21 protein-coding genes are annotated in these 25,091 nt (G+C 47.9%); 5 read left to right on the forward strand and 16 right to left on the reverse strand.

Going from position 1 to position 25,091, the window contains the following annotated elements; genetic code table 11:
- Window positions 1–71 precede the first annotated feature (71 nt).
- The 12 genes from B5F07_RS05360 to B5F07_RS05415 all read right to left on the reverse strand — a co-directional run bounded on the left by B5F07_RS05360 (window position 72) and on the right by B5F07_RS05415 (window position 13,518).
- Window positions 72–1,742, reverse strand: a complete 1,671-nt coding sequence (locus tag B5F07_RS05360) for a MutS-related protein (RefSeq protein ID WP_087160252.1) — start codon at window positions 1,740–1,742, stop codon at window positions 72–74.
- 136 nt (window positions 1,743–1,878) lie between these two features.
- On the reverse strand, window positions 1,879–2,592 hold the full coding sequence (locus tag B5F07_RS05365) for a sce7726 family protein (RefSeq protein WP_087160357.1): 714 nt from the start codon (window positions 2,590–2,592) through the stop codon (window positions 1,879–1,881).
- Between the two features lie 2 nt (window positions 2,593–2,594).
- A complete protein-coding gene (locus tag B5F07_RS05370) occupies window positions 2,595–2,951 on the reverse strand; it encodes a hypothetical protein (protein WP_087160253.1) in 357 nt (118 codons plus the stop codon).
- 3 nt (window positions 2,952–2,954) lie between these two features.
- Window positions 2,955–4,145, reverse strand: coding sequence for an AAA family ATPase (locus B5F07_RS05375; protein WP_087160254.1), 1,191 nt, complete (start codon window positions 4,143–4,145; stop codon window positions 2,955–2,957).
- A gap of 217 nt (window positions 4,146–4,362) precedes the next feature.
- Window positions 4,363–5,232, reverse strand: coding sequence for an alpha/beta hydrolase (locus tag B5F07_RS05380; RefSeq protein ID WP_087160255.1), 870 nt, complete (start codon window positions 5,230–5,232; stop codon window positions 4,363–4,365).
- Between the two features lie 90 nt (window positions 5,233–5,322).
- Window positions 5,323–6,156: an alpha/beta hydrolase gene (locus B5F07_RS05385; protein WP_087160256.1), complete on the reverse strand. Its 834-nt coding sequence runs from the start codon at window positions 6,154–6,156 to the stop codon at window positions 5,323–5,325.
- Window positions 6,157–6,171: 15 nt separating this feature from the next.
- A complete protein-coding gene (locus B5F07_RS05390; protein ID WP_087160257.1) occupies window positions 6,172–6,807 on the reverse strand; it encodes a YesL family protein in 636 nt (211 codons plus the stop codon).
- Window positions 6,808–6,852: 45 nt separating this feature from the next.
- The gene (locus tag B5F07_RS05395; protein ID WP_087160258.1) at window positions 6,853–7,734 is read right to left on the reverse strand and encodes a polysaccharide deacetylase family protein; all 882 of its coding nucleotides are present in this window, start codon (window positions 7,732–7,734) and stop codon (window positions 6,853–6,855) included.
- A 16-nt stretch (window positions 7,735–7,750) separates the two neighbouring features.
- Window positions 7,751–9,220, reverse strand: a complete 1,470-nt coding sequence (locus B5F07_RS05400) for an alpha/beta hydrolase family esterase (RefSeq protein ID WP_087160259.1) — start codon at window positions 9,218–9,220, stop codon at window positions 7,751–7,753.
- Between the two features lie 106 nt (window positions 9,221–9,326).
- Window positions 9,327–10,682: an MATE family efflux transporter gene (locus B5F07_RS05405; RefSeq protein WP_087160260.1), complete on the reverse strand. Its 1,356-nt coding sequence runs from the start codon at window positions 10,680–10,682 to the stop codon at window positions 9,327–9,329.
- Entirely contained in the window at window positions 10,679–11,872 is a 1,194-nt protein-coding gene (locus tag B5F07_RS05410) for an MFS transporter (protein WP_087160261.1), read from the reverse strand. Before B5F07_RS05410 ends, B5F07_RS05405 begins: the two co-directional genes overlap by 4 nt.
- A gap of 119 nt (window positions 11,873–11,991) precedes the next feature.
- Window positions 11,992–13,518 carry an ABC transporter substrate-binding protein gene (locus B5F07_RS05415; RefSeq protein WP_087160262.1) on the reverse strand — a complete coding sequence of 509 codons (1,527 nt, stop codon included), beginning with the start codon at window positions 13,516–13,518 and terminating at the stop codon, window positions 11,992–11,994.
- A 288-nt stretch (window positions 13,519–13,806) separates the two neighbouring features.
- Here B5F07_RS05415 and B5F07_RS05420 point away from each other — a divergent pair, with 288 nt between their 5' ends.
- The 5 genes from B5F07_RS05420 to B5F07_RS05440 all read left to right on the forward strand — a co-directional run bounded on the left by B5F07_RS05420 (window position 13,807) and on the right by B5F07_RS05440 (window position 19,197).
- Complete coding sequence (locus tag B5F07_RS05420) at window positions 13,807–14,754, forward strand: ABC transporter permease (protein WP_087160263.1); 948 nt, start codon at window positions 13,807–13,809, stop codon at window positions 14,752–14,754.
- A 23-nt stretch (window positions 14,755–14,777) separates the two neighbouring features.
- Window positions 14,778–15,659, forward strand: a complete 882-nt coding sequence (locus B5F07_RS05425; RefSeq protein WP_087160264.1) for a carbohydrate ABC transporter permease — start codon at window positions 14,778–14,780, stop codon at window positions 15,657–15,659.
- A 102-nt stretch (window positions 15,660–15,761) separates the two neighbouring features.
- A complete protein-coding gene (gtfA, locus tag B5F07_RS05430; RefSeq protein ID WP_087160265.1) occupies window positions 15,762–17,222 on the forward strand; it encodes a sucrose phosphorylase in 1,461 nt (486 codons plus the stop codon).
- Window positions 17,223–17,252: 30 nt separating this feature from the next.
- Window positions 17,253–18,323 (forward strand): prolyl oligopeptidase family serine peptidase, encoded by a 1,071-nt coding sequence (locus B5F07_RS05435; RefSeq protein WP_087160266.1) that lies wholly within the window; start codon window positions 17,253–17,255, stop codon window positions 18,321–18,323.
- Between the two features lie 34 nt (window positions 18,324–18,357).
- Window positions 18,358–19,197: an alpha/beta hydrolase gene (locus tag B5F07_RS05440; protein ID WP_087160267.1), complete on the forward strand. Its 840-nt coding sequence runs from the start codon at window positions 18,358–18,360 to the stop codon at window positions 19,195–19,197.
- A 71-nt stretch (window positions 19,198–19,268) separates the two neighbouring features.
- On the opposite strand, the gene B5F07_RS05445 is transcribed toward B5F07_RS05440, so the two are convergent.
- The 4 genes from B5F07_RS05445 to B5F07_RS05460 form a co-directional block, all read right to left on the reverse strand.
- Entirely contained in the window at window positions 19,269–19,991 is a 723-nt protein-coding gene (locus B5F07_RS05445) for a hypothetical protein (RefSeq protein WP_087160268.1), read from the reverse strand.
- A gap of 176 nt (window positions 19,992–20,167) precedes the next feature.
- A complete protein-coding gene (locus tag B5F07_RS05450; protein WP_087160269.1) occupies window positions 20,168–22,357 on the reverse strand; it encodes a serine hydrolase in 2,190 nt (729 codons plus the stop codon).
- A 64-nt stretch (window positions 22,358–22,421) separates the two neighbouring features.
- The gene (locus B5F07_RS05455; protein ID WP_087160270.1) at window positions 22,422–23,528 is read right to left on the reverse strand and encodes a prolyl oligopeptidase family serine peptidase; all 1,107 of its coding nucleotides are present in this window, start codon (window positions 23,526–23,528) and stop codon (window positions 22,422–22,424) included.
- A gap of 42 nt (window positions 23,529–23,570) precedes the next feature.
- Window positions 23,571–25,070, reverse strand: coding sequence for a PHB depolymerase family esterase (locus tag B5F07_RS05460; RefSeq protein WP_087160271.1), 1,500 nt, complete (start codon window positions 25,068–25,070; stop codon window positions 23,571–23,573).
- Between the last annotated feature and the right edge of the window lie 21 nt (window positions 25,071–25,091).

The following is a 25,091-nucleotide window of genomic DNA, read 5'->3' on the forward strand; positions in this document are numbered from 1 at the left end:
TACTTCTTCATTTCTCCCCAAATGCGCCAAAAATCCCCGGCATTGCGCCGGGGATTCCGTTCATATCCCGTTCATACTTCCTGCCCTGCACTTCCCGCCTCCCGGATGATCTCCTCCGGGAAGCCCGCGAATTCGAGCAGTTTCACTGCATTCTGGGAGGTTGCAGGTCCCTCCATGATCTTATAACTGAAGCAGATGTCGTTTTCACCGATCTCTTCACTGAAATGGTAATTATCATATTCGTCCGCCAAAAGCACCGTAAGCTCCTTGTCGTGAGTTGCCACAAGCGGGATGCAGTTCTTATCCGCCAGATAATCCAGGATCGCCCGCGACGCCCGAATACGCTCTCCCGTGTTGGTTCCCCGCAGGATCTCATCGATGGCGCAGAGCGTAATCTTCTCCTCTGTCAGACTGTCCAGAATCCGTTTCAGATATTTGATTTCGCGGATAAAATAGCTCTCCCCTGCCACCAGATCATCTTTTACAGCCATGGACGTAATCACCTGTACACAGGGCATTTCGAACCACTGCGCCGCGCAGGTGTTCAGCACCTGTCCGAGGATGGCGTTCACAGCCACCGCCTTGATAAACGTAGATTTTCCCGAGGCGTTGGAACCTGTGATCAGGGAGCCTCTGGTGAGTTCCAGTGTATTGGGAACCGGATTGTCAATGAGCGGATGATAGATGTCTTCCATATATATGCGGGGCTGGTAAATCCGATCATGTCTTACCGGCATCCTGCTGTCATCCGCAAACTCCGGCAGGCAGTACCAGGGCAGGCTCTTCCGGAATGACGCCGTGCTGATCGTCATATCCAGGATTCCTACCTCCCGGTAAACTTCCAGATACACATCTGCCTTCTCGCTTAACTTCCGCACAATTGTCCCGTATGCTGTAATCTGCCACAGGGCAATTCCCAGGACATAATCCAGAATCAGCCACATGATATCTCCGGTATAGGACGCCGATTTCTGCGATTCCAGAATCTTCGTTCTGCGGATCACACCGCTCAGTTCCCCGGAAAGCTCTCCAAGCTTCGGGAACAGTTCCGCCGTTTTCTTTCTCTTCGACAATGTCCTTGCACATTCGAGAATCCGGACCGCAGTCGCCATCATCTGAAACTCTGCCTCCCACTTCATCTTAACCACCGCATAGAGGACAAGATTCACCGCACATACCGCAAGGAGAGGAAAAGCCGCCTCGTCCGTCCGGAATACAAGCAGAACCACTGCCGCAGCCACAAGCGCCGCCTGCAGGATGCGGAACACCCACATATGGCTCATCTGATATTCTTCGATTCCGTCTATATAGGAAGGAATCAGGTAAGAAGCCGAACGTTTTCCCACATCGGCAAGCTGTTCCTCCGCAGCAACGCGCTCCTCCTCGTTCTGCGCAAAGAATTCCATGCGCTTTTCAAAAAGCTCCCGTTCTTCTTCGGACATGGCATTTCGCCGAAGCCCTGCATAGAGCATCTCCTCCCCTGCAGAACTGTCACATTGATTTAACCTGCCGAAAACCGTATCCATGGACAGATCGTTCCAGGTCACATCGTCCACGCCTTCCTCACCGAAGTTCTCATAATAATTGCCGGTATTCTCATTTTGTTCCCGCTCTCCGGGGACCTCTCCGAACTTCTCCCGAAGCCGGATCTTTCTCTTTTTCTTCCAGTCTTCCCGACCGATCATGGAGGCGATCAGGAAAAATGCCATGATCCCGAGAACTGTAAGTACTGACTGGAGCATGGTGACACCCTCTTTCCGAATTCAGCGCCGCCTGATCTGCAGATTCTTATAACTGTTAGATCTGTGTGATCAGCACGACGGCGATATTGTATTAATTACTTAATACAATAATTCATTTTATTCAGAATGTCAAGTCTCACCCGGACCGCTTTCGCCTCCTCCCGGCCTGGCGCAGCTGTAGTCTGCTTTTTGCCTGCTCCATCATCAACTCTGCTCTTTTCCGGGGATCCGTTTCCTGATCCAGCTTTTTCTGTATTTCTCCTCTGCGGTAATCACTCAGAATTGCATCCACTTCATTGTAGTCCCGCTCAAAGAGGATCTCGCTGACCTGTTCCCGCACCCTTTCTTCCGGAATCCGCTCTGGTATTCTCTCCGCAATTTTACCGCAGACAAACGCCTTGCTCTTTTCCTTATATTTTGGCATATCGTTCCATTCTTGCAGCTGCGCCAGTTCCGGGCGCCACAGGATCGAGAGCTTATGCTTCCACTCTGCCTTCGGATTGGTCTGCGGCTCCCGAAGGATATAAAAGTCCAGTCCGTTCTCCATCTGTTCTACCGTGATAATCCCCCAGTAATCCGGCACATGCTCCCGAATGTGCAGACCATGGCTGGAACCTGCCACAACGATATTGTAATCAAAATAGCGATCGTAATCCTTTATCTGCCGGGAGAGGCGCACATATGTATCGGCATCGCTCTTTATTTCTATCCCGTATAACGAATCCGGCGTCACCATGACAATATCCGCCCGCGATCTGCCCGTCGTCTTTTCCTCTATGATCCGTATCTTTCCGAAGTACTCCTCAAGGAAGTCAAACAGAGGTTCTCGGATATCCCTGTCGTGCAGCATAATCATAAGCCCCGCTTCTTTAAGGAGTCATATTTTTTCCTGAAATAATACAGTTTCACTCCTGCATATTCCTCACGCTCTTCTTTATTAAGTAAATCATCCATTATTTTTTTCACAGCAGCAGACGTGCATTTACCGCGTCTGTTAAGCTCTGACATCATCCGGCTTGCCCTGTCATAGGCATCTCGTCTTCCCTTTAAAAGCTCTGTTGATGTATCCCGAACCGTGCCATCCTCTTTTCTGATACCATTTAAAAGGAGTGTTTCATTTATATCCTTCTCCATAGCCTCATCTCTTGGCTCTGTGTAGATCGTGCCGTCTCTTCTGTAAGCTATTTTATCCATTTCTATATACAGCATATGCTAATTCCCCCATACTGCCTTTGCATCTTCAAACTTTTCCTCTTCAAGAGCTTCCTCTGTCTTATTTATCAACGCATCTATGTCCTTAGGTCTGCCTGCACTTTCCAGTCTGTAACGAAGCACATCCTCAACGGTATATCCGTAGCAGTCCGGGAGATAAACTGCCTGCCGTTTTTCATCGAGCAGAATAAGATTTGCCTCCTTAGATGACGAAATCACAATTGGAGAATGTGTCGCTATAATAAACTGTACATTTGCAAAGGTTGCTCTAAGTGCTTTTATGATATTCCACTGCCATTTCGGATGCAGGTGCATGTCTATCTCATCTATCAGGACAATTCCCTTTATATCAAATTTATCCTGAAGTTCCGGGTTTAGCAGGCATACTCTGTATGCCAGATCCATAATCATCCACAGTAGCGACTGGTACCCGGCACTTAATTTGGAAAGCGCCATCTCATTGTTCTGATCTTTATACACCAGCTCACCAAATTGGGGAGAATAGTATAATTTCGGAGCTTCTTCCAGTTCATTAATTTCTTTCATAAACGAAGAAATAATACTTTTAAAAACCTCATATTCCCGGATGGTTTTTCCCTTATTTACCGCAGTAACCTGCTGTTTCATACACCACTGCTGAATCGATTTTACATCCATGGCAGAGTCCAGGCAGCCAATATATCCGCATCTTCTGTCGTCCAGTTTCTTTCTCAGCTCTTTTGCATAATCGCCGCGCTTCACTTTCCAAACCCGTGCAGAGCTCTGGTAACTGATCAACGGAAGAATCTCGTCCGGTTGGTTTGTCAGCTTCTTCATCCATGCACACACACTTCGATCATCTATTTTTGTATGGGTTGATGAAAGTTCCTCTTTCACTCTGCGCCACGAAAAATCTTTCTCATCGCTGACTGTCATGTGACATCCTACAGAAATCGGTTCGCAGTACAGAACTGTAGAAGAAGAGTCTCCCATAGGCTGCACCTTCACATGGACATCATCCTGCAAAATATTCCTGGTGCTGACTCCTGGCACACTCGCAAACATTCCGCTGAGTACGACTGCAATTCCTTCCAAAACCGATGTTTTTCCGGCTCCATTGTCTCCAATCAGTATATTCACGCCCGGCTTTAAATCAATTTCCAGTGATTCGACTGCTTTATAGTTTTTCAGTGAAACCTTGTCCAGGTACATCTGTAATCGTCACCTCCTGCTTTTTCCGTAAACAACTCTTTCTATAATTCAGTATCTTACCATATGACAAAGTTTTATTCAATGAAGACAAAAATACAGCTGACACTGACTATTCCCGCCAGCGCAGCTGTATTATCCTTCTTTTTTCAAATTCTCGCTCTTCCCGTCCCCATCTGCTTTCGCAGTCATCCCTTATCCGGACTCCGTTTTTCCTTTGCTACCGCTCCCGGAACAGATAGGGCAGGAAATTGTACAGATACTGATATACTGCTTCATACTCATGCCCCCATCCCTCATAAAGCAGGTAGTGAAGATTGCCCTTTCCGTAATCTTCATCATAGACGAATGTATCCGGATATTTCTTCATCGCTTCGAGCTGAGGGGTCAGTGCACTCTCCGCCTTGTCTTCCGTCCCGGTAGCAGTAAAGATAAAGTACTCATCCGGCGAATACCCGGAAGCCGCGGCACTTTCATAGAGGACCTTCGCCGTCTCTTCAGGACACGTCTCACCGCCCCTGCCTTCTACTTCCCAGCAGTCTCCGCTGAGAGGTACAAACCAGGCAAATGAATCCAACCGGTGCAGGAACGTATACCACGTATTCGCCGCGCCCATGGAGAAGCCGCAGAATCCCCGGTGCATCCGGGACTGGCGGAATCCTTCTGCGGTCGCGTGGTCCGCGCAAGTCTTATATACGCTCTCCACCGCCGGAAGCAGATCCTCGATCAGCTCATTCTGGAAGAACCGTGCTTCTTTTCTTTCCTTTTCCATGACCGGAGCGCCCTCTCTGGGCACCTTATAGTAGGAAGGAAATACAACGATCATCTCTGATATTTCACCAGTATCGATCGTATAGTCAAGCATATTTTTGATCTTACAGCAGTCCATCCATGCGTCCGGGCTTCCCCCGCCTCCGTGCATGACATAAAGAATATTGTATTTCCTCTCCAGATCAGCCTTGTCATATCCATATGGCAGATATACGTTGGCATACTTCGCGACCATTTTTCCCGCTTCGTCCGTTGTACTGTAATCCACGCGCTCGATCCTTCCGCGGCGGTTTACATCGTGATATTCATAGATTTTCATAGTCTTTCCTCATCTCCTGTTATCTGTTTTCCCACTGTTCTGCTCTGTCAGACACTTTTCTCTGTCTGCAGTTATCAGCTGATTTTCCGGTTAAAGTCCTACATTTCCACTGCTGATCCCGGCTTCTCTCTCTTCCAGAGGCAGCCACTCCAACAGCTTTTTCAGCGAACTATTCCAGAAATCCCACTCATGTCCGCCATCCCACTCCTCGTAAGTAACGTCTGCTCCCGCATCGATCAGGAAATCACGGAATACATGGTTCTGTCCCAGAAGGGAATCCTGTTTTCCACATGTCATGAAGATCTCCGGAATCTTTTTCCCCTCCTTTTTCAGTTTTTCCACCAGCCACCGGGGATCCCTGTCACTTTCTCCGACTTTTTCCAGATCGCCGAGAATGCTCTGGGCATAGCTTCTCGTCTCGATATACCGGGGCGAATCATCCGTCCGCTCTTTCACGCCTTCCGTGATCAATGCGCTTGAGAACGCTCCGATCCGCCCAAATGTTTCACTGTATTTCAGTCCGTTTCTCAGAGCTCCGTATCCGCCCATGGAAAGCCCGGCTATATAGGTGTCCTCTCTCTTTCCTGAGAGCGGGAACATCTTTCTCGTAATCTCAACTATTTCCTGTCCCACAAATTCACCGTAGCTGTTCTGTCCGGACTCCTGATCAAGATAGAAGGAATTGTCCCCGGAAGGCATCACCACAACGAGATTTTTCTCCTCCGCCCATCTCTGAACTGCCGTGCCCGTCACCCAGTCCGTATAATTTCCGATCACTCCGTGAAGCAGATACAGCGTCTTATATGGTGTATCCGGCTTTTCTTCCGCCCCCGGAGGAAGCATCCTGTCTGCCGGAAGAATCACATACATGGGGACGGTTCTCCTCAATGATTTCGATAAAAAGTTCACCTGTATCAGCGCCATAAATCATCTTTCCTTTCATAAGTTCATCTGTTCTGTCCCTTCTGTTTCAAAATTTTTAAATACCATGACCAACAGCATACTTCTGAGCCAGCACAGCACCGCGCCTCCGATCAGCCAGACAAACACACCGTACACAATCCAGATAATACACGCCACCGCAAGCGCCACATTGCAGAGAACAAAAATCAGGCTCACCCAGAACTTTCCCGTGCCGATCTCAAGGGCACTTTTCAGTATTTGTCCCGTTCCCGCGTGAAATCTGGCGAGAAGCGGAAATGCAAATGCCGCTGTCATCCCCACCACGATGGTCACTGCGATCATAACTGACAGCAGGAGATATGAGATCAGCCCAAAATTGGTGCTGCACAGCAGATACCAGTCCACGGCAAGAACTGCAAATGCTGCTCCTGCCACCAGTTCCAGCAGCAATCCCTGCCGAAAATTTTCCTTAAATGATTTCAGGAAAGACTGCAGAATATTGGGCGATTCTTTTCTCGCCAGTTTCATTGCCGTATAATATTTTGCCGTCATCGCCGCCCCGATAGTCACGATCGGAATGCAGAACACAAACGTCACCAGCTGAAGCAGAACATAATCAATAAATGTATCCAGAAACTGCATCACTTTATTATCTGCGCTAAATAAACTCATACCTCTGTCACCTCACTGTAATTTTATTTTACTGCCAGCCTTCTCTTACATGTCTATCGGCGGCACCAGCTCTGCTGTTTTCCCCGGCTTTACTTCCACCGACTCCGGTGTAAACGTCCCTCCGATCCACACCGGAACTGCCGACGGGTTGTATACCGTTCTGCTGTCCGCAGAGAACACAAGTCTCCGGAACGCTTCCACGTACTCCCGGATCTCTCCGTTTGTGGCATACCACACATCCTCGTGTCCTGCCACCATACCGATAAATTTCTCCATGTGATCCCAGTTTTCACACTGGTCGAACTCATAGCTGTGTCCCCACACATAGAACAGTTTTGCCGGAGTCAGAAGATTGAAATAGAGCCGGTCGGAAAGGAACTCTTCCGCCAGATCAAAAATCTTCTCATCATCGTGATGGCAGGTAGGATCCCAGATCAGAAAATTCTGCGGGATATCAAACTTATGTGTGGATGTAATCGTGCGGGCGTAGGTGATTCCGCACGCTGTGAGGGCGCTTAAAACAGTTTCATCATAGGCACCGAAGGCATATGCATAACCCGTCACAGGTCTGCCCGTCATCGCTTCCAGTGCTCTTCTTGAAGGAAGGATCTCCTCCACACATCTGGCAGCGTCCATTCCCGCCATGCACGCATGATACTGCCCGTGCGCTGCCACCTCATGCCCCCGGTAGAGCTCTGCCGCCTCATCCGCCGTAATCTTGATGTGAGATACTTCCTTTTTTCCTGCGGCAACCACGCCCACTTTTCCGAACAGCCCGGAGTTTAAATTAAAAGTTCCCTTTACCCCGTACCGGTTGAACAGCTCCACAAGTCGCCGGTCCTGTGTGATCCCGTCATCGTAACTCAGTGTAAATGCCTTTCTCCTCCCGCCTGGGAAGAGCATCCTGTCGTTTACCTGCAGACTCATAATTTTCCCTCCGATCTTATCTCAGCAGATCCCGGATCAGCCTTGCCATATTAACTGACAGAAGTGAGTAATGATCTGTCGCATACATCACATGATTGCAGGTTGACACATGCAACTTCAGGATCTCCTTGCAGAACCATTCCAGAGAAATGTACAGCATCCCATTTCGCTCAATCGGCTCACAGAGCATGGCATGTACTTTATTGTCGATGGTGCATCCCATACATCCTCTCGCAAACTGGAGCGTCCTGCCGTCTTTCATCACTATCTCCGCCCAACCTTCCTTCTCCGTATAGGCTGCACCTGCTATATCCGCGATAAATGATGCCGGAATCATACAGTATTCCCCCCGGACAATTGCCCCGCCGTGAAGCCCGTGATATTTCAGTTTCTGCCAGAGCATGGACTTTGCAGGAAGCTTTTTCTTTTCCTGGTTGATCCAGATATACTCGCAGTCATCCGCCGCGGCAATCACAACTTCATCGCCTTTTCTAGCCTCATTGGGCTCCATGTATTCGATGGAGCGGTCCGCTTTTCTTCTTGTTCCCGAGAAGAGATAATCCCACACAAGCTCCGCCTCGTCAAATGTCTGCCCGTGATCCCGGTTCTTTACATCCCGGAAAACGAAATCTGCTTTTTCTCCTTTATAGAAGGCAAAGTTGTTCTCCCCGTCAATCTTCAGTTCCGGCAGAGTATTGCATCCGTTGATCCGCAGCCAGTATTCCCGGTTTTTCGCCACAACATCTTCCACATTGTCCTCGCTTCCCGGAGGTGCCTGGTCGAACTCCATGCGCGCCTGCCATACCGGAACCGGACCGCCCGCATTGACCGGTTGGTCATTTTCATCAAAGAGGAGCCCGATGGTGCTCGGTCCCGCGGAGCCTGCCATGGCAGCGAAATGCATGCCGCAGTGTCTTGCGATCATGGCCGTCATAGAATTGCCCAGAGACATTCCCTGCATGTAGATCCGTTCCTCATCGATATTGTATTTTCCCTTCATAAGCTCAATCAGCTTTACAACGATGCGGATATCATTGTTCTGCGTAATATCATCCGGGAAATCGTGCATATAAATTCCTTCGTCGTTTGGTTCCGAAAGCTGTTTGAACAGCCTTCTCTCACACTCGATCTGCCAGAATCTGCGGGAATGTGCATTGGGATACACCACGATAAATCCCTCCCGGTCCGCCACAAGCGACCAGGATGTATAGATGCACTGCGCCCACCCCGTCATAATTCCGCCATGCATGGAAAATACAAGGGGTGTTTTCTTCGACGGATCGTAGCTGTCCGGCACATACTCATACCATGTATCCTCGTTCTCATCGATCAGGCATGCCTTCATCTCTTTGAGGTTTTTCGGATAAACCTGGGAGTTGTTGCCGTTTTCATTGACTACAATCTCACTCTCTTTCAGCTTTTCGGGAAGATACTCCCTGTTATCGTCATCCGGAATGCCCGGGATAAGTTTAATTTTATGTTCCATAATTATCACCTCTGAAATTTTTTCAATTTTTTACTGCTATGATACATTTCCATACTTTTCGTTTCATCTGTTTCTGCAGTCTGTATTCTGTCACACATCTCTCCACTTACTCTGCGCTGATCTTCTTGACCCACTTCCCGCTTCTGAGCCGGGTAAAGCAAAGTATGCATTTCAGGATTTCATCGATACGCAGAGCACAGTAAGCGACAAATGCCGGAGCCGCGAGCACAACACCTGTCAGATATCCGAGGGGCACGCTTGCCACCCAGAGGAAAATGATATCCGCCACCATCAGGAAGCGGGTATCTCCGCCGCCCCGGAGCACGCCCTTTGTCAGAATACTGTTGATTGCCCGGAACAGTACGATAAACGCGATTGCATACATGAGCTGCTGCGCAATTTCTTTCGTAGAATCTGTAATGTTATAAACAGATATGATCGGTCCGGACAAAATCAGGATCAGACCTGCCGCGATGATCCCCACCACAAGCCCAAGTCCGATAAATGCATCTGCTTCCTCTTTTGCTTTCTTCACGCTCTCCCCTCCCAGCGTATGACCAATTACCACACTGCTAGACTGGGCGACTCCCTGTGTCAGCACAGTACTCATCTGCTGTGTTACTGTTGTAATGGAATAAGCTGCCACAAACTGGGAACCAATCTGTCCTGTGATCATGGCAATAAAGTTATTGCCGAATCCCTGCAGGCTGTCGCTGACCACCACCGGGAAAGCCACTTTGAAAAATTCTTTATTCAGATGTCCGCTCCGGAGCAATATATCCTGGAAACGATAGCGGATTGAGCGGTCTGCAAAGAACAGATATCCGAAAGAAACGCCAAATTCAAGGATTCGTGCGATCAATGTGCCAAGTGCAGCTCCCACAACTCCCATCTTCGGCGAGCCAAGTTTTCCGAAGATAAAGATATAATTCAATCCCACATTTGAAACAAATGCCAGAATTGCCGTGTACAGAGGTACTCTGACCTGCCCTACGCTTCTCAGGATATTGGAACACACAAGGGACAGTCCCCAGAATATGTAGCAGTATGCCGAAAACCCGAAATACCGGACTCCTTCCGAAACCACGTCTGCATCACTGATATACATCCGCATGATCAGCTCCGGCATAAACAGAGTAACCACGGTAAAGACCAGGGAAAGGGCAAACGCATATTTAAACGAAATCGATATCGTCCTTTTCAGGGCGTCTTTATCTCCCATTCCCCAGAACCGGGCAGAAAGAATAGATGCCCCCTGCCCGAGTCCCATACAGGCAAACACGAAAATATTGATGAACTGGTTGGCAAGCGACACAGCGGAGAGTGATGCTTCCCCCAGAGATCCCACCATAATGCTGTCCGTCATATTTACACCAGTCGTAATCAGGCACTGCAGTGTAATCGGGACAGCAAGCCTTATCGTTTTCCTGTAAAAGTTCCTGTCAGAGGTAAACAGTTTCATGCCATTTCACTCCCGGCAGCCTGTTTTTTCTCCGCTTTTTTTCTTCCGGTCACAAAGACAAAATATCCGAGTGCACACAGCTGAAATATTCCGCAAATCGCAAATATGGCCGTATATCCCGCTGCTCCCGCGATCGCTTCCACTATAAAACCGCCGATCATAGGACCGATTCCCTGGAAGATATCCCCACCGAGGTAGTATGTACTGGTAGCCACGCCGCTGCGGTCTATTCCCACTTCATTGATACATCCTGCCTGAAGCGCAGGCTGTGCCGCTCCCTGCCCTAACGAACGTATCACACCGGTCAGAAGTATCAGAGGCAGAGTCCGGCTCACTCCCAGGATAAACATGGAGCATGCCGTCAGAATCAGCCCCGGCACCACCGCCACCCGTATTCCTTTTTTATCCATCAGTTTTCCCGAGAAGGGACGGACAATAAAGAGTACGACTGCACAAACCGTAAAATAAACACTCACACCGCCTACCCCCACTTCATCTGCATAAAGGACAAGATACGAGGCGATAATACCATTGATAAAGGAGTACGATCCTGCAACCAACGTAAAAGGAAGCGCTTCTACGCACACAATATCACGAAGATGGATGCGGATCTTTTCCACCGTTTTCTTTTTTTCTTCATGCAGGAACATCAGTATCACAAATTCTCCTGCCACCATGACTGCCGAGATTAGAAACGTAACTCTCATTCCCACACTTTCTGCAATCGCAAGCCCAATTCCCGGCGCCACCGCGGAGCCGATCACCATGCCAAGACCAAAATATCCGATTCCTTCTCCCATCCTTGTTTTTGGAATATAATGAGACGCCAGAGCGATCTGACAGGTGCCTGCCAAAGCAAAACCCACACCGTTGATGATGCGGAAGAAAATAAGAAGAGGGATTTCTGTTGTGATGGTAAATCCAAGAAGACCAATTCCCATAAGCACAGTGCTCCATTTCAGAAGCGTTACATTATTAAGGCGGTCTGCCATCACTCCGCTAAAGGGCCGGCAGACCAGGGATGTCAGGGAAACAAGTCCCACGATAAACCCTGCCATCGTAACCGTTGTCCCGATGCCGACCAGATATTTGGAAAGAATCGTCGCAATCATATAGAAGGAGAATGCATGTAGGGTATTGACCAGAAGCGTCAGAATATAATACTTGTTCCACAGTTTTTCTTGATTCATGTTCTTCTTCCTTCCTGTCTGTAAAATTCTGCGGCACCGCCGTTATGTTCTGCCTCCCCGGCCGGATCCGGCGGTGAAAAAAGGAGAGGGCTCTCCCCTCCCCCTTTGTATGGTTCTATTTACTGCCCAGCAAGCCATGCATCGAGCTGTGCCTGTTTCTCCGCAATAATGTCGTCAATTCCTGCATTTTTCAGAGCCTGTTGGAACTCCGGAAGCGTAGAATCAATATCAACTTCACCGTACATAAGCGGTGTGTAATACTGCGCAACAACGTTCGCACATGCTGTCATCTGATCGGTTACGTTTGTAGAATCGAACGTGAAGCCAAGTGCCAGAGATTTGTCACAGTTCTTGTTTTTCTCACGCATCTGATCGTAAACATCTTCCGGCTCATAGTACCATGTCTTGCACAGCATTACATTCGGCCAGTAAGCCATGGACGCTGCCGACCATCCCAGATCTGACAGTCCGCTCTTGCCTTCCGGATAAACCATCTGTCCGTTCTCGTCCAATTCATACTCAAGCCCTTCAATACCGTTTGCCACAAGCTGAGCTGCATCTGCATCTGTATAGAGGACTTCCAGAACTCTCATTGCTGCTTCCGGTTCCTTGCAGAATGCGCTGATATGCCACATATAAGTTGTCGCATCACTTGTTGTAGAAAGAGCATCCGTTACCTTTGCTCCCTGAAGTTGCAGATTATTCTGTGCCTCTGTAGCCTCCATAGAAACTGCTGCATCCCATCCATAACCTGTAGTTCCGTCAGCCACCCCCATCAGAAGATTCATAAGAACCGGCTGATTATTACTGAGCGGATCCGGGCTGAATACGCCTGCCTCTTTCCATTTTTTCACATATTCCATCCACTGCAGGAAATAATCTGACTCATAATAATTTTCTACTGTTGTGCTTTCTGTCGGATTAGTCAAAACTCCAAGGAAATTTGTATCTCCAAAGTAGTCGATGCTCTTTGGAATCCAGTACGGATCCGTGGAACCGGGGATAAAATACTTGTCCGGATTTGCTTCTTTGAGCTGGAGGATTGTGTCCGACATGCTGTCCAGATCTGTCATCTGGCTCCAATCAATTCCGGCATTCTCCGCATCTGCTTCCAGAGAATAGAAAAGATTCTCCGTACAGTACGCATAAATGCAAGGAATACCATACTGTGTACCACCAACTTCACCACATTTCAGATACTCTGAAATACCGTCATTTTCAAACTGTTCCACAATTCCGCTTCCATCTGACTCCAGAAGATCATCCAGTGCCATAACCTGTCCGTTCGAAACCAGGTTCGTTATGGATGTGTACCAGAAGGAGTTGAACAGATCAATCGAATTATCTCCGCCGCCTGTCAACATCAGGTTCAGCTGTGTCGACCAGTTTCCAAACTCAATACCCACAAGATCAACTTCCGCATGAGCTTTCTCCCTCATAATCTTGTTCAGTTCATCCTCAATCGCCTCTTCATCCGTCGTTGGAAACATAATCGTGTAAGCGACTTTAATCACTGGATAATCCTCTGACTCCGATGTCTGTTGTTCATCTGTCCCACTATCCGTGTTTCCACCCGAGGAGCATCCGACCAGGAGCCCCATTGTCATGGATGCTGCAAGTAATGCTGCAACCAGTCTTTTCTTCATAACATCATTCCTCCTTTTCTTTTCACCCGTAGGCTGACTGTTTTTCGATGTATCGTCATGATATCAGATTCTACCCTTTTCGCTCTATCATTTTTCTGTCCTGATTCATCGTTTTTTTGATATTTTGCATTATTTTTTCACTTTTTTCGTCTTTTTTCCATATAATATGCGTTTAATATTTTTGAAAATCAGAAATTCAACAGTTTATATCTGTTTTGCGATAGATTTTTGTGCATTTTTTCTATAAATTATTCAAAAAGAGATCGTATCACAAATAAGGAGGCTAATATGGAAAGAGTAAAAACAAAACCCCAAAAAAGAAAATTGACTTTAAGAAGAATGAAACGGTATGTTCCTTTTTACTTAATGATCCTGCCTGGACTGATCTATCTGGTCATCAATAATTACATGCCAATGGCAGGTCTTGCACTGGCTTTCAAAAAGGTGAATTATTCTGTTGGCCTTTTTGAAAGCCCCTGGTGCGGATTTGACAACTTTAAGTATTTGTTCAGCACAAACGATGCATTCATTTTTTTCCGAAATACAATTTTGTATAATATTGCATTTATCGTTTTAGGAAATGCTATGGGAGTCTTCGTTGCTATATGCCTGGACGCAATACACAATAAATTTTTCAAACGTTTCAGCCAGGTTATCATTCTGATTCCGTATCTGCTCTCAACCGTTATCATCAGTTATATTGTATATGCTTTCCTAAGCGGAAACAACGGATTTATGAACATGACAATTCTCCCAATGCTCGGGTTGGATCCGATCAACTGGTATAACGAAGCAGGCTATTGGCCCGTCATTATTGTACTTGTGTATCTGTGGATGACGTTTGGATATAACTCGATCCTCTATTATTCCACGCTGATCGGAATCGACAAATCTTACTATGAAGCTGCATCTGTAGACGGCGCTGGGGTATGGGCGCAGATCCGCCACATTACGCTTCCCGCACTAAGACCTACGATTATTACATTGGTTCTTCTTGCTGTAGGGCGAATCTGTTATTCCGATTTTGGATTGTTCTATCAGGTAACTATGAATAGTGGTCTGCTCTATTCTACAACGCAGACAATCGACACTTATGTATACCGCGGACTTCTGGAACTCAACGATATTGGACGTTCCACGGCAGCCGGATTCCTTCAGTCCATTCTGGGATTCATCTGTGTATTTACTGCTAACACAGTAGTTTCCAGAATTGACAAGGACAGCAGTTTATTCTAAATCAATCAAAGGAGGAAAATATAATGGTCTATCATAATAAAGTTTTTCGTTTTATCATGTCATTCATCATGATTTTGCTTATTCTGGCATGTGTACTTCCGTTTATCCTGCTAATTTCCAGTTCGTTTACATCCGAACAGGCTCTGGCTCTGGAAGGTTATTCTTTCATTCCTTCTGAGATTTCTCTTGCCGCATATCGGTATATCTGGGGAATCAAAGAAAATATTCTGCGTGCTTATGGAATGAGTTTTCTCGTGACAGGCGTCGGAACCGTCATCAGTATTATCATGACAATGTTGTTTGCTTATCCTCTGTCGAGAAAAGATCTGCCGGGAAGAAGATTTCTATCATTCTTTATCTTCTTTACCATGTTGTTTAACGGCGGATTTGTACCGACATACCTGATTTACTCCCAGATTTTCCACATCTCAGATACTGTCTGGGCTCTGATTGTGCCATACCTGCTGATGAATGCATTCTTCGTCATTATGGTGAGAACTTACATTACCTCAAATGTACCGGACGAGGTCATTGAGGCGGCAACGATCGACGGTTCCGGGGAGTTTAACACCCTGGTCAAAGTCGTAGTTCCCATGTCCAAACCAATTATAGGAACAATCGCCCTTATGACTGCGATTTCATACTGGAACAACTGGACAAATGGAGTATATTTTATTCAGATAAGGAGAGAACTGTACGGTATTCAAAACTATCTAAATTCCGTAATAAGCAATGTTTCATTCCTGCAGTCCCATTCTAATCCAAATATTGATATCCGTGACCTTCCCAGTGTAAGTATCCGTATGGCACTGGCTGTAATCGCCCTGCTTCCAATCCTCTGTGCATATCCTTTCTTCCAGAAGTCTTTTGCGAAAGGTATCACAGTCGGATCTGTCAAAGGCTAGACTTTTCCCCAGGCAGTCTCCCGTATTTCTGCCGGCCCTCTCCAACAGAAATGCGGGACTGCCTTTTTTGTATCAACATGAGATAACAAGGAGACCAAGATCATGAAAAAAATCGAGAACAAAATTATGCTCATCACCTATGCCGACAGCATGAGCAAGGACTTAAAGGAACTGGACGAAATCCTGTCCACGCATTTTCAGGGAGTAATCGGAGGACTTCACGTTCTCCCTTTCTACCCCTCTTCCGGCGACAGAGGCTTTGCCGTTATCAACTATGACATTGTAGATCCCGCTTTCGGAACATGGGATGACATCGACAAACTGGCTGACCAGTATTATATGATGGCAGATTTTATGCTCAACCACATTTCCATCCGCTCGGAGGAGTTCCGTGATTACATGAAAAACGGCGACAATTCCCCGTACAGAGATATGTTTATCCACTGGGAAGAGTTCTGGCCGGACGGCAATCCCACAGAAGAGCAGTATGATCTGCTTTACCGCAGAAAGCCGACTTATCCCTACATCGAATTTACACGGGACGACGGAAAAAAAGTCCATCTCTGGAACACATTTTTCGAGGAACAGATCGACATCGATCCCTACTCAAAAGCAACTCAGGACTACTATGAGAGAAATCTCGGAACCATCAGCAGCCATGTGCCACTCGTCCGCTTCGATGCATTTGCCTACGCCACAAAACGCCCCGGCACCAACTGCTTCTTTGTAGAACCGGATGTATGGGATGTCCTGGAAATCGGCATGGCACCGCTCCGCAAAAGAGGAACGGAGATGCTCCCGGAGATTCATGAAAACTATCATATCCAACTGAAGATGGCAGAAAAAGGATACTGGGTCTACGATTTTGCCCTGCCCATGCTTCTGCTCCACGGTCTGAAAACCGGCAGAACGGATCGTCTGATCCACTGGCTGAATATCTGTCCCAGAAAACAGTTTACTACACTTGACACCCACGACGGAATCGGCGTTGTCGATGTAGCCGGACTGCTGACCGAAGACGAAATCGACATTGTCCGTGATGATGTAAACGAGATCACAAAAGAAGCAAGAAAATACATAAAGCTTCCCAGCATGATCAAAGATAAGAGCGGAAAATTCAGAAGCTACCAACTCGGTTCCACCTACTACTCCGCCCTCCACTGCAATGACGACGCATATCTCATCGCCAGAGCCGTGCAGTTCTATACTCCGGGGATTCCGCAGGTTTACTATGTAGGACTCCTTGCAGGAGAAAATGATATTGAAAGCATGAAGACGATCCCGGACCCCCGGACGATCAACCGCCACACATTTACAAGGGAGGAACTGGAAGCGGCCGTTCAGAAACCTGTGTGCACGCGCATGTATGAAATGATGCGTTTCCGTAATACTTACGAGGCGTTTAACGGCGATATCACAGTCGGTGAAGACAAAGGAGACGGCACAGTGACAATCACCTGGACAAAAGATGAGTATCATACAACTCTCCACGCTGACTTTAAAACTCTTACTTATACCATTATCTACTATGACAAAGAAACTGGCAGCGAATGTACTCTGTAGGCTCCTGCCAGATCTGGAGGTGTTTATTTTATGAAATTATCTGTCTATACTGAAGTAAAAAACCGGGGTTGGGAGGCAGTTGCTTTTGATCTGACTGACGTCTCCGACGGGCTGACTGCCGAATCTTTCACCCTCACTGCCTATATGGGTGACAAAAGCGCGGACCGCAAGATCCGCGCACTGACAAAAATTAAAAATGGATACCATCTTGCCATTGATCCGATCTATTATAACGGCAATTTTCGCCTGGAAGTCACTCTGGACGGAATATCTTATCCATTAACAAAAGGGGATGTTCCTCTGGAGAATATTCATGTAAAGGATCTGGATAAATTTGAGGCGAAACAGGACGGCGATGTCATTTACCGCCTCTACAGTCCTCAGGCTGATGGTCCCAGACCGCTGATTCTCTTTCTGCACGGAGGCGGAGAATGTGGATATGACAATCTTCTGCAGATGACCGGCACTCTGGGCGCCCTAAAACTGGCGGAGTTGTATCCGTACCTCTATGTGATGGCTCCCCAGGCCCCCGGAAACATCGACGAAATGCTGCCGGACCCGTCCACAGTGTTTCAGAATACATTTTACACATCCATGTTTCTCCCGGGAATGGGATGGAATACGGAATATATCGCCCAGGTGTGTGATATCATCCGTAAGATGATCTCTGATGGCAAAGTCGATCCCCACAAAGTATTTGTAACCGGGCTGTCCATGGGCGGATGCGGTACCATCCGTGCCATGCGGGTCGCCGGAGATCTCTTTGCTGCTGCCGCACCGATCTGCCCCTCCATGATCCCGGATACCTATGATACGCTGCGTTCACTCACAGATGCAAAGATCTGGGTATCTACCGCCTATGTGGACCACACCTTCTACCGCCACAAATACATCGTAGATGCCATTATGCAGCTCAAAGACGCCGGCAACAGAAATGCACATCTCACACTCTATGCTCCGGAAGAATTCGAAAAATATGGATTTGCAGATCCGTGCCTTCCGGTACTTGAGAAATTCTCGGAAAACCACAATGCCTGGGTTCTCACATACAATAATGAGCACGGCATTATGGACTGGCTTGTAAGCCAGTATAAAAGCTGAAAATCAATAACGACAAAAAAGGAGGAAATTCACCATGTCACTTTTAACCTACAATTTTGAAAGCGAATATCTCAACATCAACCATCAGATCTCCGTTGTGCTTCCGGATAAAAAACGTGGCGTAGATCCCACAGAATTTTACCGCAGCGGAAAGAAATACAAGGTTCTCTGGCTGCTCCACGGCACCTACGGAGACAACACAGACTGGATCAGGAAGACCAACATCGAGATGTATGCAGCAGAGAAAGACCTTGTGGTCGTATGCCCCTCCGCTCTGAATTCCAACTATTCCAACTGGCCGAACGCCATGATGGGCTACAATATGTACGATTATTTTATAAAAGAACTGATGCCCCTGATCTATGGATGGTTCCCTGTTTCCGACAGGCGGGAAGACAATTTCATCGCCGGACTGTCCATGGGCGGCAGGGGAACAATCAAGTTCGCAGTAAACTTCCCGGAGCTTTTCGGCGCTGCCGCCGTTCTTTCTGCCGTTCCGGTCGACTTTAATGAGTTGCGTCCGGGACATCCCAACCCGATCATGGATACAAGCAACACACGAATGGTTCAGGTTATCGAAAATGCCGGGGGATTCGAGGCTTACAAGAACTCCGAGGAAAATGTGTGGGCTCTGATCGACAAACTTGCCCCCACCGGAAAGCTTCCACGACTGATGTTCGCCTGCGGACACGAGGATGCGCTTCTTTATAACCAGTACAAAGTTTTCCAGAAGCACTGCGAAGAGATCGGACTGGATATCCACTGGTTCGATCTCCCGAAATATAAGCACGAATGGAGATTCTGGGATCTCGCAATTCAGGAAGCACTCACTTTCTTCGGGTTAGATGACGCGGAAGGCGGGAATCCATTCTGAAGCTTTATACAGGAACTTCTCATATACAGAAGGAGAGACGTACGCCTCTCCTTCTGCTGTCTTTCTATTTTTTATGCAATTTCATCTAATTCGTCTTTTTTCTTCTTTTCTATTTTGTCTAATCTGGCTTTCACCTTTATCATTTCGCTTTCCAGATAGTTGATGTGCAGCTTCATTGTTTCCTTTTCATTTTCAATCTTTAAAGCTTCATCAAGCTTCCTGTTCAGATCCAGATGACCTTCCGCTATAATCTTTATTCCCTTATTTGTCTCATTTTCCAGGGTAACCTCAAGAGACCTTAAAGAACTCTGCAAAGTTCCTATATTCCCCTTCACTTCGGTCATGTCGTCCTTAAGCACCGACACATCCCCTTTCAGCTCGCTCACGTCGCCCTTCACTTCGTGCATTTCGCTCTTGAGCACCGAAACATCCTCTTTCAGCTCGCTCACATCACTCTTCACTTCGTGCATTTCGCTCTTGAGCGTCGATACATCCTCTTTCAGTTCGCTCACATCGCCCTTCACTTCGCGCATTTCGTTTTTGAGCGTCGACACGTCCTCTTTCAGCTCGCCCACATCACTCTTAAGCGTCGACACGTCTTCTTTCAGTTCACTCACGTCGCTCTTCACTTCGCTCATTTCGCTCTTGAGCATCGACACGTCCTCTTTCAGCTCGCTTACATCACTCTTGAGCGCCGACACATCCTCTTTCAGCTCGCTCACATCGTTCTTTACCGGCAGTATTGCCTTCTCAACTACTTCAGCAATCAATACTAAGTCTCTTTGTTCAAGCATCCTGATCTCCTACCTTTCCTAATTTTTCACTTCTTCAAACTGCTTTTCGAAAAACACCCCGCCGGTTTTATACTGCGATTTAAAATGCATTTACATTATACGAAAGCGAGCTGCAAAATTCAATGTCGAATTTGCAGCCCACTAATTTTTAATGCTTTCTTTATACTTTTTTAATGCTAATATCCCATGCACTCATACGCGATATCCCGGATCCTCGGGTGAATCTCGCTGTACACCCTGGGATACCCCGCGATGTGCTGTGTATAGAAAATACTGATATGATTGACCGGATCGACCAGTACATATGCCCCTGCAGCTCCGTCCCAGCCAAACTCGCCAACCGGGGATCTGGAATCCCGGTCATCCACCAGCACTCTTACGCCCAGGCCGTACTCATATCCGACCTTTCCTGTCACCGCAAAATCCCGACTCATCTGTCCTGTCGTGTATGGTACACTGAACATCTTTACGGATTCTTCCGATAGGATCCGCGCCCCGTTTGCTCCCACGCCGCCGTTGCAGAGTGCGTCGATCAGAATGCTGTAGGCATCTACCGTCCCGGCCAGTCCTGCACCGCCGCTCTCATAGTTTGCCGTAATCTTGAAGCCTGACGTCATTTCCCCGGTATCCGGGATAATATCGTCAGTTCCGAACACGCCCTGATACAGGGCGCAGACTCTCTCGTTGAGCTTTGGATCTCTGTCCCAGTGGAAATACAGATCTTTTATCCCAAGCGGATCAAAAATATTCTCCTTCAGATACTCGGAATATTTCTGTCCGGATACCACCTCGACCACCGCTGCCAGGACGTCGTGGCACAAACCATAGGAATATCGCGTTCCCGGCTCATACACGAGAGGCATCTTTGCAAGCTCCGCCACAACTTCCCGTGTGGAAGCCTGGTTATTGCTCTTCTCCCGTATCTCCTTTTCCTCCTTCGAATCCGTGTCATAGGACAGTCCCGCAGTCATCGTCATCAGATCAATGATCCGGATCGCATTATGCGCGTAGTGGCACGGATCGGAAGATGTGGGCCATTTCAACGGAAATGTAAAGTTGAACGTATCCGCCACCTTCATCATATTGTATTCCGGAAGGTACTGCCGCACCTCATCGTACAGCCGCAGTTTTCCCCGCTCAATCTGCTGCATCACTGCCGTCATGGTCACCACTTTTGTCGCCGAGAAGAAACGGAAAATCGTCTCCTCATTCAGCGGTGTTTTATTTTCATAGTCCGAACATCCCATCATATGGCGGTATACGACTTTGTGGTCTTTCGTAATCTTGCAGTCCGCTGCCGGGATCCCATATTCTTCTTTCAGAGAATCAATATATGCTGTTAATCTTTCAAAATCCATTTCTTCATCTACCCTCTTAAATCTCGCGGTACTGTCTCTTTCTATGAAACAGACCGGAAGCACAAATCGGGTATGACTTTCCTTATCTTCTGATCGGCACTCGATCTCCTGAATCAGCTGTTCCGCCGCAGTCTTTCCCATCTCCCGGATAGGCTGGGCAATCGTACTGATTCCCAGAAGCCCGGAGATATTCAGGCCGTCATAGGAAATCACCGGCATTTTCTTAAAGATTCCCATTTTCCTCACTGTCTGGCTGCAGACGATCTGGGATGCCAGTACATCCCCTGTGATGAACACACCGTCCGCATCCGGATATTTTTCAAGTCCGCACAGGAAACTCCGAACCGCCAGAGCGGCGTCATCATTTGATATAGACGCCGGTATGTGCCGGGGTTCCATGCCCAGTTTCCCGCACTCGTCAAAAAACCCTCTGTTTCTGGCATTCATGGTCATGTATTCCGGCGTCCTGTTCCCAAAAAGGACCGGGCGTCTGCTGCCCGCCGCATACAGTTCATCCGCCGCCAGGACTCCGCCTTGGTAATTATCGGAGGTCACTGTGGAGAAGCCGTCAATATCCCTGTCAATACTGACAATGGGCATGGTTGCCCTGTCCCGGTATATTCCTGCATCGCCAAGCCGGCTGCACAGCAGAATTCCATCCACCTTATTTCCTTCCAACATGGACACCATCTCGATCTCCCGGTCCTCGTTCTCACCGGAACGGCCGAGCATCAGCTTGTATCCATGCTCATGACATGTCTCCTCCACCGCCTCGATCAGTCTGCTGAAAAAGTCATACTCGATCGACGGCACGATCAGACCGATGATATTGCTTTTCTGCTTCTGTAGGGCTCTCGCCATCTCGTTCGGCTGATAGTTCAGCGCTTTCATTGACTCATATACCCTGTTCCGAGTTTTCTCGCTGATCGGTCCCCGATTGTTGATAATCCGGGACACTGTCGCAATCGACACATCAGCGTGCTTTGCCACATCTTTGATCGTTGCCATTTTTGTTACCTTCTTTTTCCGACAGTTCTCTGCCTCTTTATCTGCCGTTAGTGCTTACATATCGTTATTCCTTTACATGGGAAATCATCCAGTCCAGGATACCCTTCTCATTGTGAAGGGTGAGAATCCAACTGTTATGATTCTCCGCATCGAGTTCTTTATCACTCAGCCCTTCCGTGCCTCCTATGCCATACTGTTCCAGTTCCTCCGGAAGATAAATCGTATATTTTATATCTTTTCTGCCCTCGTCCCACAGCTTGCGGCAGGCATTATAGATATAGGCATGCCTTCCATGCTGATGGTCCATATACGCCGTGGAAATCCATACCGGCACATCCGGCCAATGCAGAAGCTGTGCATAGCTCTCCCCGTTCATGCTCGGGCAGATGGGCGCTGCTGCCGCAAACAGATCCGGCGCCACAGACACCATATTAATGGTTCCGCCTCCGCCCATGCTCATGCCGATGACATAGACTCTTCTCCGGTCTACTTTCCCGTCTGCGATCATTTTCCGGATAATGTCGGCTACTTTACCCAGATAATCCCGGTTCCATCCCCGTTCGCCTTTAAGGGCGAACGGCGTCATTCCCATCTCCACACGGAAGGGGTTGCCTCTCTTTTTCATAACCTCAAAGTTCTCTTCCATAGTCAGGGAGCCGGCAGGAGCCTGAGGCGCCATAACATACATCTCCGGCCACTTTTCTGCCAGTCGCAGAGCTCCCAGCGTTCCCGTCAGCTGGATCCGATTATCCTCGCCGCACTCTCCTCCGCCATGAAGAAAGAGCACCAACGGTCTGGGACCGAAAGCTTCCGGTTCATACAGCCGGTAGTGAACTCCGTTTTCCTCTATAGCACGGAAAGAATCCACATCCTTTATAATAACCTCATCAATATTGTCCTTTGTTACTTCCACCTCTTCCGCACCGATTTTTCCCGTAATTTTAAAATCGTACCGGTACAGGAACGGATCCAGGACAACATTCACTCCGTCCCCGGACACATCAGCGGAAAGAATTCCTTCCGAAAGTGCCCTACCGCTTAAATCCCTGTAGTTCCCTTCTATGGAAAGGCTGATTTCTCCGGCATTTATTTCATTATCTGTTAAAAAATGGATGTTGTCAACTGCCTCTCCATAATCACCGACATGTGTGTAAGCAATAATTTTCCTCATGATTCTTCTCCTCATCTAAACCGCTTTTTTTCATTCTCGTTTTCAGAGCATATCCTCATAATTGTCCGGTACTATTTCCCCTTTGAAAATATCCCTGATCAGATCCACCATAAATGCAGACAGATCAGCAAAATGATCGGTAATATACAGCATGTCTCCGCATTTTGACACCTGCAGCCCGTAGAAATATTTTGCAAACCACTCGATGGAGACCAGCAGTTCACCATCCCGCTGCAGTGCCTCGCAGTACATACATCTCACCGTATCATCAATCACGCAGCCGATACTCCCTCTGGCAAACTGCAGCCTTCTGCCGTCTTTCAGGGTCAGCACCACTTCTGTCGCCTCTGCATCCGCCTGATAGCCTGCCTCAAATGCCCGGGCGATGAACGAAAGCGGCACGCAGAGGTAGGAGCCTCTTACGATCTGTCCACCGTTCAGCCCGTGATATTTCAGCTTGTCCCACTGTACCGCCTTTGTTCCCAGTTCCACCACCCGGTTGTCAAACCAGGCTTTGTCGTATCCCGGCGCCACAGCGATGCCGAAAGAATCACCCTTTCTCGGGATGATATTCGCCTCATGGGTGATGGTGCCATCCTCCTCCCGCCGGGTTCCGGAGAACAGATAGTCCCAATACAGAAACGCTTCGTCCAGTGTCTGCCCGTGATCCCGGTTCTTGATATCGAGATAGACAAGATCTGCTTTCTTTCCTTTGTAAAATGCGAAATTGTCCTCCCCCACAATACTGATTTCGGGAATCAGGTCGCACTCGTTAATCCGCATCCAGTAGATCCGGTTCATTTTATTGATGGTATATTCATCGTACGTCTTTCCCGGTGGCAAGCCGTTCTTCTCCGGTCTGGACTGCCAGATGGCGAGATGTCCGGCATGGTTGATAATTCTGCCATTCTCATCAAAAATGTTCCGCAGTTCGCAGGGACCTCCGGACCCCGCCGCACCTGCCAGGATATTCCCGTATTGTCTTGCAAACTGTCCGGTCATGATATTCCCCATGGACATGCCCTGCATGAAGATCCTGCCCTCATCGATATTATATTTTTCTTTCATCTTCCCGATCAGCGCCAGAATCATGTTCATATCATGGTTATCCTCAATTTTTTCCGCCGGTTTCACAACAGGAAGATCCGGCGCATCCGCAGGGTCAAAATTATCGAATACTCCATAGTTCTGCCACATTCTTTTCTCGTTGGCATCAGGGAACAGACAGATGAATCCCTCCCGATCCGCCACAAGCGTCCAGGATGTATAGACGGCATGTCCCCAGCCGGTCATCAGACCGCCATGCAGTCCGATGACAAGAGGCACTTTTTTGGCCGGATCATAAGACTCCGGCACATATTCATACCAGGTATCCTCCACACCATCCAGAAGGACCTCCCGGTACTCCCTGAGACGCTTTGGATATACGATGGAATTGTTTCCGTTTTCATTTACCACAATATCGGAATTTCTGATCTTTTCCGGAAGATATTCTCTGTTGTCATCATCCGGTGTGCCCGGAAGAATTCTTATCTTTGCCATATAAACCACTCCCTCCACATC

Source organism: Lachnoclostridium sp. An169 (assembly GCF_002160525.1).
Lineage (GTDB): Bacteria > Bacillota > Clostridia > Lachnospirales > Lachnospiraceae > Mediterraneibacter > Mediterraneibacter cottocaccae.